A 13,695-nucleotide genomic window follows, 5' to 3' on the forward strand; every position below is an offset into this window, starting at 1 on the left:
GCGGCTCAGCAGCATGGTCTGTCCCTCTCTCACTGAGCCACCGGCCATCGGGCCATCAGCCCGGGCTCGTTCGATACCCCGCGGCGCCGACCGTTCCGCTGCCGGGACGCCGCGATGCACCACGTCCTCCCCTTGCCCTGCTCCACGTGAAAGGCACCCCGTGAAGAAGCACCTCCTGACGGCCCCGGTCGCCGGCCTGTTCCTCGCCGGTCTGACCGCGGTCCTTGCGGCACCAGCCGCCTCCGCCCACCCAGGTCATGAGCACCCGAGCACGCCCGCCACCCCGGTGGACGGTCTGGTCAGCGCGCTGCCGAAGGACCCGTCCGCGATCGTGACGGGCGCGGTCCCCGACCCGGCCGGCCTCCTCGCCGGACAGATTCCCGACTCCCCGACCGGCGTGCCCCAGCACGGCGAGGGCGGGGTGCCCGTGCCACCCGCCGACCCCACGGCGGCGCCGTCGTTCTTCCTGGCCCACCTCGACACCTACCACGTCGGCCAGCCGCTGCTCGGCTTCGTCGCACCGCTGGAGAACCCGCAGGGCTGGGCCGACAAGCACCTCATCCCCACGGTGCTCGAGACCGGAGCGAGGGCGGTGAAGCCGGTGAACCCGGCGCCGCCGGTCGACGGCGACACCTGGCAGGACAACAGCGCGAACCCCGGTCCGATCGGCGGTGAGGTCCCGCACGGGGACAGCAGCCTGACGCTGGTACCCGTCGAGCCGACCGCCGGCGCGGAGTTCTTCGTCCGGCACCTGAACACCTACCACTTCGGCAAGCCGCTGGTGGGCTTCGGGCCCGCGATCAACGACCCGCAGACCTGGGCCGACAAGCACCTCATCCCGACCGCGCTCGAGGTGGGCTACCGCACGCTGAAGCCGGTCAACCCCGCGCCGACCGTGCGCGCGGACCCGCTCTACCCGGACGCGCAGTCGCCCGGCGGCCACGACGGCGGCAGCACTCACCGATCGCAGGCGACGAGCGCGAAGCATGCCGACGCCGACGCGACGTCCGCACGAACCGGGTCCGTGGCGGACGCGGCAGACACCACGCGGGCCGTGCAGGAGACTGCAACCGCGTCCTCGACGGCGACCAAGGTGACGGGGGACACCGCCGAGCGGTCGGAGCCCCGGGATCAGGCCACGACCGGAGCGTCCGACCCGCTCGGCGATGCGACGAGGACCCTGAAGGACCTCACGCAGCTGCCGATCGGACCCGCGGAGTCCGGGCAGGGCGGCGAGTAGCCCCCGGAGTCCACACGGCACCTTGCGAGCCGACGCCGTGTACGCGCCACGCACCCCGGCGCGTGCACGGCGTCTTCGCGTCCGGCGTCAGGCGCGGGACGCCTCGGCCAGGCCACGCAGCAGGTCGAGCTCCTTCTCCCTGCTGAGCCCCGCGCGACGCTCCCTGGTCAGGCCGCGCTCACGTTCGAAGGCCAACGCGTCGACGAGCGTCTCCACCAGCGGGCGACGCCGCAGCCCCGCGGCCACCGCGGCAGCGTCGGACCGCGCGCTGTGGCCGGCGTACTCGGCGCCGTGCAGCCACAGCGGCAGGGACTCCGGCCCCATGTAGAAGTCGACGCCCTGGTCGACCAGCCAGTCGGGGTCGGCGAGGACAAGGCCACCGTCGTGTCCGGCGACCTTGCGCGCCGCGGCGAGCACCTCGCCGAACGGCGTCTTCTCCCCGCTGACGTTGAACGTGCCGGTCAGGCCGTTCTCCGCGCCCGTGACGAGCCACTCGGCGAAGTCCCTGACGTCCGTCGACTGGGTGGGCTGCTCGGGGACGTCGGGGGCGAGCACGGCGGCCTCGAGGTCGGCGCCCGCGCCGGACTCGGCCGCGAGAGCGAAGCGTCCCGGCCAGTACCCGAACCGGTCGCTACGGTCTCCCGGCCCGGAGAGCAGCCCGACGCGGGAGACGTGCAGCTTCTCGCCGACGGCCTCCGCGCACGCCCGCTCGCAGGCGGACTTCGCCTGGCCGTAGACCGTCCAGTCGGCGACGTCACCATCGAGCGGCTCGTGCGGCTCGGCGCTCTCGTCGGCACCGGGGACGTCGTCACGCGCGTAGACCGAGCACGACGAGACGTACGTCCAGTGCCGGGTGCGCTCGCCCAGCGCGTCGAGCGCCGACCGCACCAGGCCCGGCTGCCACGAGACGTCGACGACCTCGTCCCACGACTCGTCGCGGACGTCGTCGTACGCCGCGGACTCGCCCCGGTCCGCCGACACCCACCGCACGCCGGGCGGCGGGTCGCCGCTCTCGCCGCGCGCGAGGCACGTGACCTCGTGTCCGTGGGCACGCGCCGTCTTCGCCAGCTCGCCACCCAGCCACGCCGTTCCGCCGAGCACCAGGACTCTCATGCCGGCGAGCCAACCAGGAGTCGGGGAGCGTTGTCAGCGGCTTTCGCGGAGAGCGGAGCGTCCGAGCGGCCGCCCTGTCAGAACGTCAGGGGTCATGGCCCGCTGAGGATCTGCCGGGTCAGCAGGCGAGCTCGGCGCGGCCGAGTTCTGCCCCGACGCCAGGGTGGCGGCGGCCGAGGTGGAGCTCCACGCCGGCCGCCCGCACACCTGGCTCGACCGCCTGCCGTCGCTGCTCGCCGCACAGGAGGCCGCCGAGGTGGCCGAGGCCGAGCGCCGACTGGGCTCATGACGCTCGCTTAAGCGAGCCGCAAGCGAGCCGCAAGCGGCCCCGGGTTGACTCGCCTTCGTGCCACCGGCGCGGCAACATCCCGCCCAGTCGCAATGGTGGTGCACCGGGTGCCCGCGGTACCTCTCGCACGCACGAGGGGCCGCGGGCATACCCGTTTCCGGAGGCGACGCAGCTGGCTCGCATGGCATGATCACGGCGTGGACATCAGACACGCGTCCTCGGTCGAGGAGATCGTCGCGGCCGAGCACCTGCTCGACGGACCGGCCGAGCCGGCCGCCACGGAACGCTTCGTCGCCGACCCCCTCCACCACATGCTCATCGCCTACGTCGACGACCGGCCGGCCGGCATGGTGACCGGCGTCGAGATGACCCACCCGGACAAGGGCACCGAGATGTTCCTGTACGAGCTCGGCGTCGACGAGGCGTACCGGCGCAAGGGCATCGGCTCGGCCCTCGCCGCGGAGCTGGCGCAGCTCGCCCGCGACCGTGGCTGCTACTTCCAATGGGTGCTCGTCGACAACGACAACGAGGCCGCCCTCGCCACCTACCGCCGCGCCGGCGTGACGGAGGAGGCACCCCAGACGATGCTGGGCTGGGACTTCGCCGGTCAGGGGTAGTCGCGCAGGATCGTCACGCGTCCGTCGGGGCCCGAGCCCCAGCACGCGCGGTCGGCCGTGCACTGCACGCCGTCGAGGCTGCCCTCGTCGAACGTCCGCCAGGTGCGGCCGCCGTCGACGCTGACGTCGCTGCCGGTGGGTCCGACGGCGAACGCCACCCGCGCGCCGAGCCAGGCCGCGCCCGAGCGGTACTCGGTGGGTGCGCCCGCGCCGACCAGCTCGAACGACCGGCCACCGTCGCGGGTCGTGGCGAACGCGTCGGGTGCCGACTCCGGTGTCGTGTAGTCGCCGCCGACGGCGAGGCCGTGACGGCGGCCGCGGAACGCCAGCGCGTAGATGCCCGCGCTGGGACCGCTGGGCACCGGGGTGTCGGTCACCGACCAGGTGCGACCGCGGTCGCGGGTGTGGAACACGCGCGAGCGCTCGCCGCCGCCGGTCGCGATCCACGCGTCCCGCGGTCCCGACGAGACCAGGCAGGTGCCGCTCGCCGCGAACCCGAACTCCCCCGGCAGGGCGTCGGGCATGCCAGCCGGGTCGGCCACGCGCCAGGAGCGCCCGCCGTCCGAGGTGCGGATGAGCCGGATCCTGCCGTCGACCGGGTCGCTCATCGCGAGACCGTGCCGCTCGTCGAAGAACGTCATGCAGTCGTAGAACGCGGCCGGGTCGTCGTTGACGAAGCTCTCCTGCCAGTGCCGCCCGCCGTCGCGCGTGACGTACACCCGCGACGCGTCCCCCTCACCGATCGTGAGCGCCACCGCGTGCCTGGCGCCGAACGCCTCGATGTCGCGGAACTCGAGCTCCTCCGCCCCCAGCGGCGAGACGTCCTCCCAGTGCCGGCCGCCGTCGAAGGTGCGCAGCACCGTACCGCCGCTGCCGGCGACCCAGCCCACGTACCTGTTGACCGCGGCGAGACCGCGGAACTGCTCGGTGGTGCCGGTCGGCCGTTCCTGCCAGCTCGGCAGCGCGGGCGCGGCCTGGGCCGCGGAGCCCGTCCCGACCGTCGTGGCGAGGACCATCGCGGCGGCCGCCAGGCCCAGGGCTCGTCGTCTCATGACGGTGCACGGTAGCGCCGAAGCGTACGCACGGGGAAGGCCGAAGCGTAAGCACAGGAAGGCAGTGGCACGCCGGGAAACGGGTCACGGTGTGCGACCGTGGTCGCGTGCACCGGATACTCCTCGACGGGCGGTCCCTGCGCGTCCCCGACGTCGAACGCCTCGCCCGGCGCGACGCCGAGGCCGAGGTGGCGCCCGAGTCCCGCGCGCTCGTCGCGTCCGCGCGGGCGACCGTCCTCGCGGTGGCGCGGCAGCGACCCGTCTACGGCCTGTCGACCGGCGTCGGCGCCAACCGCGAGGTCGAGGTCGACACCGACGACATCGGCGGTCACGGCATGCGGGTGCTCCGCAGCCATGCCGCCTGCACCGGACCGACGGAGGCCGACGACGTCGTCCGCGCCACGCTCGCCATCAGGCTCAACCAGATCCTCGCCGGCGGGTCGGGCATCCGTCCCGAGGTCGTGGACGCGCTCGCCACCGCGCTGGCGACCGACTCGCTCCCGGTCCTGCACCGCTACGGCGCGCTCGGCACCGGCGACCTCTCGCCTCTCGCGGAGCTCGGGCTCACGCTGGCCGGTGAGCTGCCCTGGCGTACCGGCGGAGTGCCGCCGCTGCGGTTCGTCGCGGGCGAGGCGCTCGCCTTCATGAGCAGCAGCGCTCTTACCCTCGCCACCGCGGTACTGGCCAGTGGCATGGCCGCGCGTCTCATTCGGGCGGGCCACGTCGTCGCCGCCCTGTCGTTCCTCGCCCTCCAGGGCAACGCGGAGGCGTACGCACCCGCCGTGCACGAGGCCCGGCCGCACCGCGGATCGGTCGAGGTGGCGGCGGAGCTGCGGCGGCTGCTCGGCCCGCCGCGCGAGAGCAGCCGCATCCAGGACCCGTTCGCGCTGCGCGCCATCCCGCAGGTCAACGGCGCCGCGGTCGAGACTCTCGACCGGGTACGCGAGGTGCTCGACGTCGAGATCAACTCCGCAGTCGAGAACCCACTCGTCGTCGCCGCGGACGGCGTGCCGGCCGAGGTGCTCCACCACGGTCAGTTCCACGCCACCGAGGTCGCGTCCGCGCTCGACTCCGCCCGCCTCGCGATCGCGGCCACGTGCGCGCTGTCCACCGGCCGGCTCGGCGCGCTGCTCGAACCCGACCTCACCGGCCTGAGCGTCTTCCTCTCCTCGGGACCCGCGGGCAGCTCGGGCCTGCTCGTGCTCGAGTACGTGGCCCACGACGTGCTCGCCGAGATCCAGCACGAGGCCATGCCGGTCACGACCGGCACCGCCGTCATCTCCCGCGGGCTGGAGGACCACGCGAGTTTCGCCACGCAGGCCGCCCGCTACACCGCCGCCCTCGCCGAGCACGTGCCAACGGTGCTCGGCTGCGAGCTGGTGGCGGCGGTCCGCGCGCTGCGCTCGGCGCCGGAACGCGTGTCCGGCGCTCCCGTGCAGGAGGCGTACGCGATCGCCGACGCCGCCCTGCCCGCGGGTGCCGCCGACCGGCCGCCGGGCGACGACATCGCCGCCGCCGTCGCCCTGCTCCCCCGCCTGGCTGCGGCCGTCGGGTGAGCCGGGCAGACTGATCCCCATGCATCTCGTCGCCGCGCCGGACAAGTTCCGCGGGACGGCCACGGCCGCGCAGGTGGCGGCGGCCATGTGCGCCGCCGCGGTCGACGCAGGCTGGACCTGCGCCGACCTGCCGCTGGCCGACGGCGGTGAGGGCACCGTCGACGCCTTCGGCGGACCCGACCGCGAGACCACCGTCACCGGCCCGCTCGGCCGTCCGGTCGTCGCGTCCTGGCGGTACGGCGACGGCACCGCCGTGGTCGAGATGGCCGTGGCGTCCGGGCTCCAGCTGGCGGGCGGCCGCGAGCACAACGACCCCCTCGCCGCCACGACCCGCGGCACCGGCGAGCTGATCGCCGCGGCGCTCGACGCCGGCGCGCACCGCGTGATCGTCGGCATCGGCGGGTCGGCGACGACCGACGGCGGACTCGGTGCGGTCGAGGTGCTTGCGCCGTACGCACCGCTCGACGGCAGTGCCGGGGCGGCGGTGCTCGTGGCCTGCGACGTGACCACGACGTTCGCCGACGCCGCCCCCATCTTCGGCCCGCAGAAGGGCGCGGACGGGCAGCAGATCATCGTCCTGCACGAACGTCTCGAGCGGCTCGCCGAGCGATACCTGGCGGAGTACGGCGTCGACGTCCGTGCGTTGCCCGGCGCCGGCGGCGCAGGCGGGCTCGGCGGCGGCCTGGCCGCGCTCGGCGCTCGGCTCGCCCCCGGCTTCGACCTGATCTCGCAGGAGCGCGGGTTGCCCGGTGCCGCGGCCGCGGCCGACCTGGTCGTCACGGGCGAGGGCCTCCTCGACGCGCAGTCGCTCGCCGGCAAGGTCGTCGGCGGCGTGGCCGAGGTGGCCGGGATCGACCGCACCGCGGCCGTCGTCGGTGACCGCGTCGACGGCGTGCCGGTGCCGTTCCCCGTGCTGAGCCTGGTCGAGACCTACGGACGCGAGCGCGCGTTCGCCGACACCCTCGCCTGCGTGCACGACGCGACCGCCCACCTGCTGGAGGAGCGGACCGCATGACCGACACCGCGACAGAGGCATTCGCCACGCATCGCGGCATCCTCGTCGGCGTCGCCTACCGCGTGCTCGGCCGGATCGCCGACGCCGAGGACGTCGTGCAGGAGGCCTGGCTGCGGTGGAGTCGCGTCGACCACGACGCGGTCGACGACCCGCGTGGCTACCTCGTCACGGTGGTGACGAGGCTCGCGATCGACCGGCTGCGCCAGGTCCAGGCACGACGGGAGACGTACGTCGGCGAGTGGCTGCCCGAGCCACTGGAGACCCAGCCGCTCGAGACCGACGCGGCCGTGGGCGTCGAGCGGCAGGAGTCGATCTCGCTCGCGCTGCTCCTGGTGCTGGAGACGCTGTCACCGCTGGAACGCGTCGTGTTCGTGCTGCGGGAGGCGTTCCACTACCCGTACGCCGAGATCGCCGAGATCGTGGAGCGCGGCGAGCCGGCGGTCCGGCAGCTCGCGAACCGCGCCCGCGACCACGTCGAGGCACGCAGGCCCAGGTTCGACAGCGAGCGCCAGGTGCGGCAGCGCGCGACCGAACGGTTCGTCGCCGCTGCCGGCGGCGGCGACGTCACGGCGCTGCTGCAGCTGCTGGCACCCGAGGTCGCGCTGCACAGCGACGGCGGCGGCCGCGCGAAGGCGCCGCTGCCCACGATCGTCGGTGCCGACAAGGTCGCCCGCTTCCTCTCGGCGATCGCGGCCGATCCCCCGTACGACGACCTCGAGATGCGCCTCGCCGACGTCAACGGCGGCCCCGCCATCGTCGCGTCGAGCGGCGGTGAGCCCGTCACGGTCTTCGCCCTCGACGTCACCGACGGGCTCATCCGCACCGTCTACCTGATGGCCAAACCCGGACAAGCTCACCGGCGTTCGCCCCTCCTGACCAGCGTGACCGGGGTCACGCCGGCTCCATGTCACAGCCGTCCCGGCGAGCCCGTCGTTCAGGCGATCGGACACGGAGGGAACTGGCATGTCGGACATCACGGTGGTAGGCGGCGGGCTCGCGGGTCTGGTCGCGGCGATCACGGCGGCCGAGGCAGGAGCGGGCGTGCGGCTGTACGAGTCGCACGGCACGCTGGGCGGACGGGCGCGCTCGCTCGACGGGTCGTACGTCGCCAACGACGGCACCCGGGTCTTCTACGCCGACGGCCCGCACTGGGCCTGGCTGCAGGAGCGGGGGCTCGCCGGCCCCGCGGCGCAGCTCGGCCTCGCGGAGTTCCGGCGGAGCGCCTTCCGGTACGGGGGCGGCATGGTCAAGGTGCCGCCGATGGCTCTGCTGCGGGCGGCGGCGAGGCGCCGGCTACGGGCGCCGGTCGACCGCGACTTCCACGGCTGGGCGTGCGAGCACTTCGGCGAGCGCTCCGCCCGCGCGGTCGAGGCGTTCCTCGGCGTGGTGACGTACGACGCCGACCCGGGACGGCTGTCGGCGGCGTTCGCGTGGGAGCGGTTCCTCCGGGTGACGACGCCCGGCCTGCCGTTGCCGCGGTACGTCATCGGCGGCTGGCAGTCGGTCGTCGACCGACTCGCCGCCCATGCGACGCGGCTCGGCGTGCGTATCGAGGTCGGCACCAGGGTCGACACCCTCCCCGAACCGCCCGTGGTGATCGCGACGCAGCTCGTCTCGGCCCGGCAGCTGCTCGGTGACGACGACCTCGCGTGGGAGAGCGGGCACAGCGCTCTGCTCGACGTCGGTCTCGTCGCCGACCGGAAGGACCCGTTCCTCGTCTGGGACCTCGACGAGGGCGGCTTCGTCGAGCGCTACTCCAGCCCCGACCCGTCGCTCGCGCCGCCGGGGCACTCGCTGGTGCAGGCGCAGCTGCCGGTACGTCCCGGCGAACGCAACGCCGACGCGCACGCCAGGCTCGAGCGCCTCTTCGACCAGGCGTACGCGGGGTGGCGGGAGCGGACGACCTGGCGCAGGGACGCCACGGCGCGGGGCCGTACCGGCGCGCTCGACCTCCCCGGACGCACCTGGCGCGACCGGCCGGCGGTCGACAGGGGCGACGGCGTGTTCGTCGCCGGCGACCAGATGGCTGCGCCCGGCCTGCTCAGCGAGGTGTCGTTCACCAGTGCCGTCGAGGCGGCCCGTGGCGCGGCCGCGCTCGTCGTGTCTACCCCTGGAGCGCGGCCACGAGCGCCTCGGTCCGCCCGGTGACCCGGGCGAGCGTGAGCGGGTCCATGTAGTCGCGGTACGACACGATCTCACCGTCGCGCACGCGCATCACGCCCACGGCGGTGACGCGGTAGGGGCCGTTCGTCGCGTGCGAGGTGCCGCGGTGCTCGATCTCGACCACGACGACCTCCGGGTCGGTGGTCTCGTGCAGCTCCATCGTGACCTCGTCGATCTCCAGCCGACCCCGGGTGGCCGCCGCGGCGGCGTAGAACTCGCGGATCGCGTCGCGCCCCTCCAGGCGCTCGGGCATGCCGGGCATGGCGAACGGGTACTCCAGGACCCCGTCCGCCGCGAACATGTCGACGAAGGTGCTCCCGGAGGCGCCCTCCACCATGCGGCGCACCTGCTCCGCGACCTCGCGGGGGGTGCGAGTCGTGATCGTCTCCTGCGTGGGCATGCGGGGACCTCCTCGGTCGTGGCGGGACGGGCCTAGAATCGGAACGCTGGACCCGTTTGAACGATACGGAACGCACGCCCCCGTTTGTCTACCCGTCCGAGGGAGCCGACGTGACCGACCGGCCGCTGCGCGCCGACGCCAGGCGCAACCGCGCGCGGGTGCTGGCGGCGGCGGAGGAGGCGTTCGCCGCCGAGGGGGCAACGGTGCCGCTCGACGAGATCGCGCGGCGCGCGGGCGTCGGCGCGGGCACCGTCTACCGCCACTTCCCCACGAAGGAGGCGCTGTTCGAGGCGGTGATCCTGCACCGCGTGCAGGATCTCACCGAGCACGCTCGCGCGGACGCCGCGGCCGAGGAGGCGGGCACGGCGTTCTTCTCGTTCCTGCGCCGGCTGGCCGAGACCGCCGCCGCCAAGCACGACGTGACCGACGCGCTGACCGGCGCGGGCTTCGACGTCACCTCCGTGCTCGCGAAGGCACAGGCGGACATGCGCGACGCCCTGGGTGCACTGCTCGACCGCGCGCAGCGTGCCGGCGACGTTCGCGACGACATCGCCATCGACGACCTGATGATCCTGCTGAAGGGCAGCCTGCTGGCGCTGCGCGGCAGCGACGCCGACGACGCCGCGCGTGACCGTGTCTACGCCGTCCTGGCCGACGGCCTGCGCACCAGGCCATGACCACGACGTGTGGCCTTGAACCCGGCCGGCGGACGCGGCATCGGATCCCGCGAATCATCACCGTCGCCGAGGAGGACCGATGACCACCGGGCCCGCGCCCCACGGAGCGCCACCGTACGGCCAGCCGCCAACTCCCTACGCGCACTGGGGGCTGCGCGTCGCGTCGCTCGCCATCGACGTCGCCCTCTTCTACGTCCCGATGCTCCTGCTGGTCCTCCTCTTCGGAGTGCTGGGCCTGATCGACGAGAACGGCGACCCGGCAGGCGTCGTCGCGAACGGCCTCGTGAGCGTCGTCGGCCTGCTGACGCTCGGGTTCGCCGTGGTCAACAGGCTCGTCCTCGACGGCCGCAACGGCCAGTCGATCGGTCGGCGGATCACCAGGACCCGACTCGTCTCGCTGCAGACCGGCCGGCCGATCGGGGTCGGGCGTGCGCTGCTGCGCCAGCTCTGCCACCTCGTCGACACCGCGACGTTCTACGTCGGCTACCTGCTCCCGCTGTTCACCAGGGAACGGCAGACGATCGCGGACATGGTGCTGAAGACCGTCGTCGTGCGTACGACCGCCGGAGGCAGGTGACACCGTGGACGCACGTGGCCGGCTCGACGACGACCCGTTCGACTACCAGGTGACCAAGACCGGGCAGGTACTTGTCAGCCGCGGTGGCCGGCGGATCGCGGTGATCGCGGGTGCGAAGGCGGCGAAGCTCGTCGCGCAACTCGACCGTGGCGACGACCGTGCGAGGCAGCTCGCCCTGGCCAAGGCGACCGGCAACTACCGGCACGGCAACGAGCGGCGTTGACGCGAAGGCCTGCACGAGTGCTCACGGGCGGGGCGACGTACCCCGCAGCCGGAGCCGCCGGTACGCGAGCGCGGCGAGGCTCACGCTGACGGGGAACAGCAGGTGCCAGCCGGTCGCCAGCAGGAGCACGACGACCAGGCCGAGTGCCAGGAACGCCATGCGCCTGCCGGCCGAGCGCCGGGGGAGCAACCGGATCGCCGCGAGCGTTCCCGCCGAGTAGATCGTCGCCAGGCAGGCCGCGCCGAGATGCACGATGCGCTCGACACCAGCACCGGTCACCGCCAGACCGGCGAAGCAGACCAGCCCGCCGACGGTCAGCACGGCGAGGCTGCGACGCGGTATCTCTCCCGAGCGGCTGCCCACCGCGAGCGCCCGCGGGAGCGCGCCGTCGCGTCCGAGCGCCGCCCCGAGCTTCGCCCCGCCCGCGAGGTACGCGTTCATCATCCCGCAGGTCAGGACCACGGCGACGGCGGCCGCGGCGGGTGGCGCGACGCCGTCGACCGCCACGGCGAGCAGCCGGGAGAGTGGTGCCTCCGACGATCCCGCACCCGCGCCGAGCACGAGGACGACGGTCGTCGCGGTGCCGAGGTAGAGCACGCCGACGACGACCACTGCCACGACGGTCGCGCGACGGATGTCCACGGCGGGGTCGTGGAACTCCCCGGCGAGGTGCGTGACCGCCTCCCACCCGGCGAAGGCCCAGAGCAGCAGCGAGCCGGCGACGACCACGGCCCACCAGCCATGCGGCGCGAACGGGGTGAGGTGGGCCGCGCTCGCGTGCGGGGCGGCGAGCACCAGCACGGCCACCAGCGCCACCGCGAGGACGGCCATGAGCCACAGTTGCACCCGGCCCGACACCCGCAGCCCGAACGCGTTGGTCCCCGCGACCGCCACGAACAGGGCCGCCGAGGCGAGCAGCACCGTCGTGCGACCACCACCCAGGACCTCCTCGACGTACGCGCCTGCGAACAGTGCGGCCCCCGGCACCCCGAGCGGCAGTGCGAGGTAGAACAGCCAGCCCGTCATGGCGTAGGCATCGGGACCGAACGCCCTGCCCACGTAGGTCGCCACGCCGCCGGCGTCCGGATGGCGCGCGGCGAGCGCGGCGAACGTGCCGGCGAGCGGCACCGACAGGACCACCATGCCCACCCACGCGATCAGCGACGCCGGGCCGGCCGTGCGCGCCGCGAGGCTGGGCAGCGCGATGACGCCTGTGCCGAGGACGGCACCGACGTAGAGCGCCGCCCCCTGGGTGACGGTGACCCGCCCCCGCGGAGCCGGGTCGGGGGCGACATCTCGCACGGCGTTCACCACCGCACGATGTCACCTGGCTGAGACAGGTCATCAGCGATAGCCGATCGATACAGGACCAGTCGGGTCGCCGACCATCATGCGAGGAGACCGGCTTCGAAATGGTTCGACGAGGATGTCGAGATCGGTGACGGTCCGTTCGACGCATGAGTAACCGACCGCTTCACCCGACCGGTCCCGCCCGAGAGGAAGACCCATGACAGCTACGCAGGACGACCGAGCCGTCCCGACCGCCGCACCGGCCACGCGGGCCGTCCACGTGACCCGCTCACTGCTGGGCTACGGCGTGATCGCCGGCCCGATCTACCTCGTCACGTACCTCGTCCAGGGCCTCACCAGGGACGGGTTCGACTTCGGCCTGCACGCCGCGAGCCTGCTCACGGCCGGCAGCCTCGGCTGGATCCAGGTCGTGAACTTCGTCCTCACCGGCGCGATGATCGTCGCCGCGGCCGTGGGGCTGCGCCGCGCGATGCCCACCGGCCGCGGCCGCATCTGGGGCCCGTTGCTGCTCGGCCTGTACGGACTCGGCATGGTCGCCGCCGGCGTCTTCCCGGCCGACCCGGCGTTCGGCTTCCTCGCGGGTACACCCGACGGCCCCGGGACCGTGAGCTGGCACAGCCTCGCGCACCTGTCCGCGGGCGGTGTCGGGTTCCTCGGCCTCGTCGCGGCGTGCCTGGTCCTCGCCCGCCGCTTCGCCGGCCTCGGCGAGCGCGGCATGGCGGTGTTCTCGGTGGTCACCGGCGTGGTCTTCCTCGCCGCGTTCGCCGGCATCGCCTCGGGATCCGCAGGCCCGGTGACCACCCTGCCGTTCGTCGGCGCCGTGGCGCTCTCGTTCGTCTGGCTCGCCACCGTGTCGGGCCGCCTGTACCGCAGGCTCGCCGCGGACTGCTGACCGACAGGCGGCTCAGCCCGGACCGGTCACGCCGGTCCGGGCTGTTCGCCGGGTCACCGGTGCTGTCCGCGCAGCACTCCGAACCGGTCGAGCAGGAACAGCGTCAGCGCGATGCCGATCAGCGGGATCACGAAGAACGGGAAGAACCCGTGCGCGATCGCGCACACGCTGAAGATCGCCGCGAGCACGAGGAACGGCACCGGCAGCCAGCGCAGTCCCTTCCCGCCGCGAAACGGCGGCCTGCCGCCCTTCTGCGCGCCCCAGGCCGCGGCCCACGGCGGCGCACCCTGCTGCGCCCACGGCGGCTTTCCGCCCTGCGCCCAGGGCGGACCCCACGGGGTGCCCTCCTGGCTGTCGTCCTGCTGGCCGCCGGGCAGGTCGGCGAACAGCGCGTCGACGTCCGCCTTCGTGCGGGCCTCGTACGCCTGCTGGCTGCGCTCGGCGTGCTCCTCCTCCGTGAGCCGGCCCGCGGCGTAGTGCTCGCCGAGCCGGTTGACGGCCTCCTCACGCTCGGCGTCGCCGATGCGTATGCCCGGGCGTCCCGGCTGTTCTGAGTTCTCGGTCATGACG

Annotated in this window: 14 protein-coding genes and 1 pseudogene; 10 read left to right on the top strand and 5 right to left on the bottom strand. The window is 73.9% G+C overall.

All coding sequences use genetic code 11. The annotated features are described in order from the left end of the window. The first annotated feature begins 160 nt into the window (after positions 1-160). Positions 161-1,240: a hypothetical protein gene (locus GEV10_04450; protein ID MQA77721.1), complete on the top strand. Its 1,080-nt coding sequence runs from the start codon at positions 161-163 to the stop codon at positions 1,238-1,240. An 87-nt stretch (positions 1,241-1,327) separates the two neighbouring features. On the opposite strand, the gene GEV10_04455 is transcribed toward GEV10_04450, so the two are convergent. Next, complete coding sequence (locus tag GEV10_04455) at positions 1,328-2,353, bottom strand: oxidoreductase (GenBank protein MQA77722.1); 1,026 nt, start codon at positions 2,351-2,353, stop codon at positions 1,328-1,330. 381 nt (positions 2,354-2,734) lie between these two features. On the opposite strand from GEV10_04455, the gene GEV10_04460 reads away from it, so the two are divergent. Further along, complete coding sequence (locus GEV10_04460; protein ID MQA77723.1) at positions 2,735-3,259, top strand: GNAT family N-acetyltransferase; 525 nt, start codon at positions 2,735-2,737, stop codon at positions 3,257-3,259. Here the strand turns inward: GEV10_04460 and GEV10_04465 are convergent. Beyond that, positions 3,250-4,275 carry an oxidoreductase gene (locus GEV10_04465; protein MQA77724.1) on the bottom strand — a complete coding sequence of 342 codons (1,026 nt, stop codon included), beginning with the start codon at positions 4,273-4,275 and terminating at the stop codon, positions 3,250-3,252. The genes GEV10_04460 and GEV10_04465 overlap by 10 nt on opposite strands. A gap of 152 nt (positions 4,276-4,427) precedes the next feature. On the opposite strand from GEV10_04465, the gene GEV10_04470 reads away from it, so the two are divergent. The 4 genes and pseudogenes from GEV10_04470 to GEV10_04485 all read left to right on the top strand — a co-directional run bounded on the left by GEV10_04470 (position 4,428) and on the right by GEV10_04485 (position 9,030). Further along, a complete protein-coding gene (locus GEV10_04470; protein MQA77725.1) occupies positions 4,428-5,867 on the top strand; it encodes a histidine ammonia-lyase in 1,440 nt (479 codons plus the stop codon). Positions 5,868-5,886: 19 nt separating this feature from the next. Then, positions 5,887-6,882 carry a glycerate kinase gene (locus tag GEV10_04475; protein MQA77726.1) on the top strand — a complete coding sequence of 332 codons (996 nt, stop codon included), beginning with the start codon at positions 5,887-5,889 and terminating at the stop codon, positions 6,880-6,882. Further along, a pseudogene (locus GEV10_04480) lies at positions 6,879-7,718 on the top strand (sigma-70 family RNA polymerase sigma factor). Before GEV10_04475 ends, GEV10_04480 begins: the two are co-directional and overlap by 4 nt. Positions 7,719-7,845: 127 nt before the next feature. Next, positions 7,846-9,030, top strand: coding sequence for an NAD(P)-binding protein (locus GEV10_04485; GenBank protein ID MQA77727.1), 1,185 nt, complete (start codon positions 7,846-7,848; stop codon positions 9,028-9,030). On the opposite strand, the gene GEV10_04490 is transcribed toward GEV10_04485, so the two are convergent. After that, positions 8,987-9,445 (bottom strand): nuclear transport factor 2 family protein, encoded by a 459-nt coding sequence (locus tag GEV10_04490; protein MQA77728.1) that lies wholly within the window; start codon positions 9,443-9,445, stop codon positions 8,987-8,989. The genes GEV10_04485 and GEV10_04490 overlap by 44 nt on opposite strands. Positions 9,446-9,555: 110 nt before the next feature. On the opposite strand from GEV10_04490, the gene GEV10_04495 reads away from it, so the two are divergent. The 3 genes from GEV10_04495 to GEV10_04505 all read left to right on the top strand — a co-directional run bounded on the left by GEV10_04495 (position 9,556) and on the right by GEV10_04505 (position 10,922). After that, positions 9,556-10,122, top strand: a complete 567-nt coding sequence (locus GEV10_04495; protein ID MQA77729.1) for a TetR family transcriptional regulator — start codon at positions 9,556-9,558, stop codon at positions 10,120-10,122. Positions 10,123-10,201: 79 nt separating this feature from the next. Then, a complete protein-coding gene (locus tag GEV10_04500; protein ID MQA77730.1) occupies positions 10,202-10,699 on the top strand; it encodes an RDD family protein in 498 nt (165 codons plus the stop codon). Positions 10,700-10,703: 4 nt separating this feature from the next. Then, positions 10,704-10,922: a hypothetical protein gene (locus tag GEV10_04505; GenBank protein MQA77731.1), complete on the top strand. Its 219-nt coding sequence runs from the start codon at positions 10,704-10,706 to the stop codon at positions 10,920-10,922. A gap of 21 nt (positions 10,923-10,943) precedes the next feature. On the opposite strand, the gene GEV10_04510 is transcribed toward GEV10_04505, so the two are convergent. Continuing rightward, positions 10,944-12,224, bottom strand: a complete 1,281-nt coding sequence (locus tag GEV10_04510; GenBank protein ID MQA77732.1) for an amino acid permease — start codon at positions 12,222-12,224, stop codon at positions 10,944-10,946. Between the two features lie 205 nt (positions 12,225-12,429). Between GEV10_04510 and GEV10_04515 the strand changes: the two genes are divergently transcribed. Continuing rightward, positions 12,430-13,125, top strand: coding sequence for a DUF998 domain-containing protein (locus tag GEV10_04515; protein MQA77733.1), 696 nt, complete (start codon positions 12,430-12,432; stop codon positions 13,123-13,125). 53 nt (positions 13,126-13,178) lie between these two features. Here the strand turns inward: GEV10_04515 and GEV10_04520 are convergent, their stop codons facing one another. After that, entirely contained in the window at positions 13,179-13,691 is a 513-nt protein-coding gene (locus GEV10_04520) for a DUF1707 domain-containing protein (GenBank protein ID MQA77734.1), read from the bottom strand. Positions 13,692-13,695: the final 4 nt, after the last annotated feature.

It is taken from the genome of Streptosporangiales bacterium, from assembly GCA_009379955.1.
Classification (GTDB): Bacteria; Actinomycetota; Actinomycetes; order Streptosporangiales; family WHST01; genus WHST01.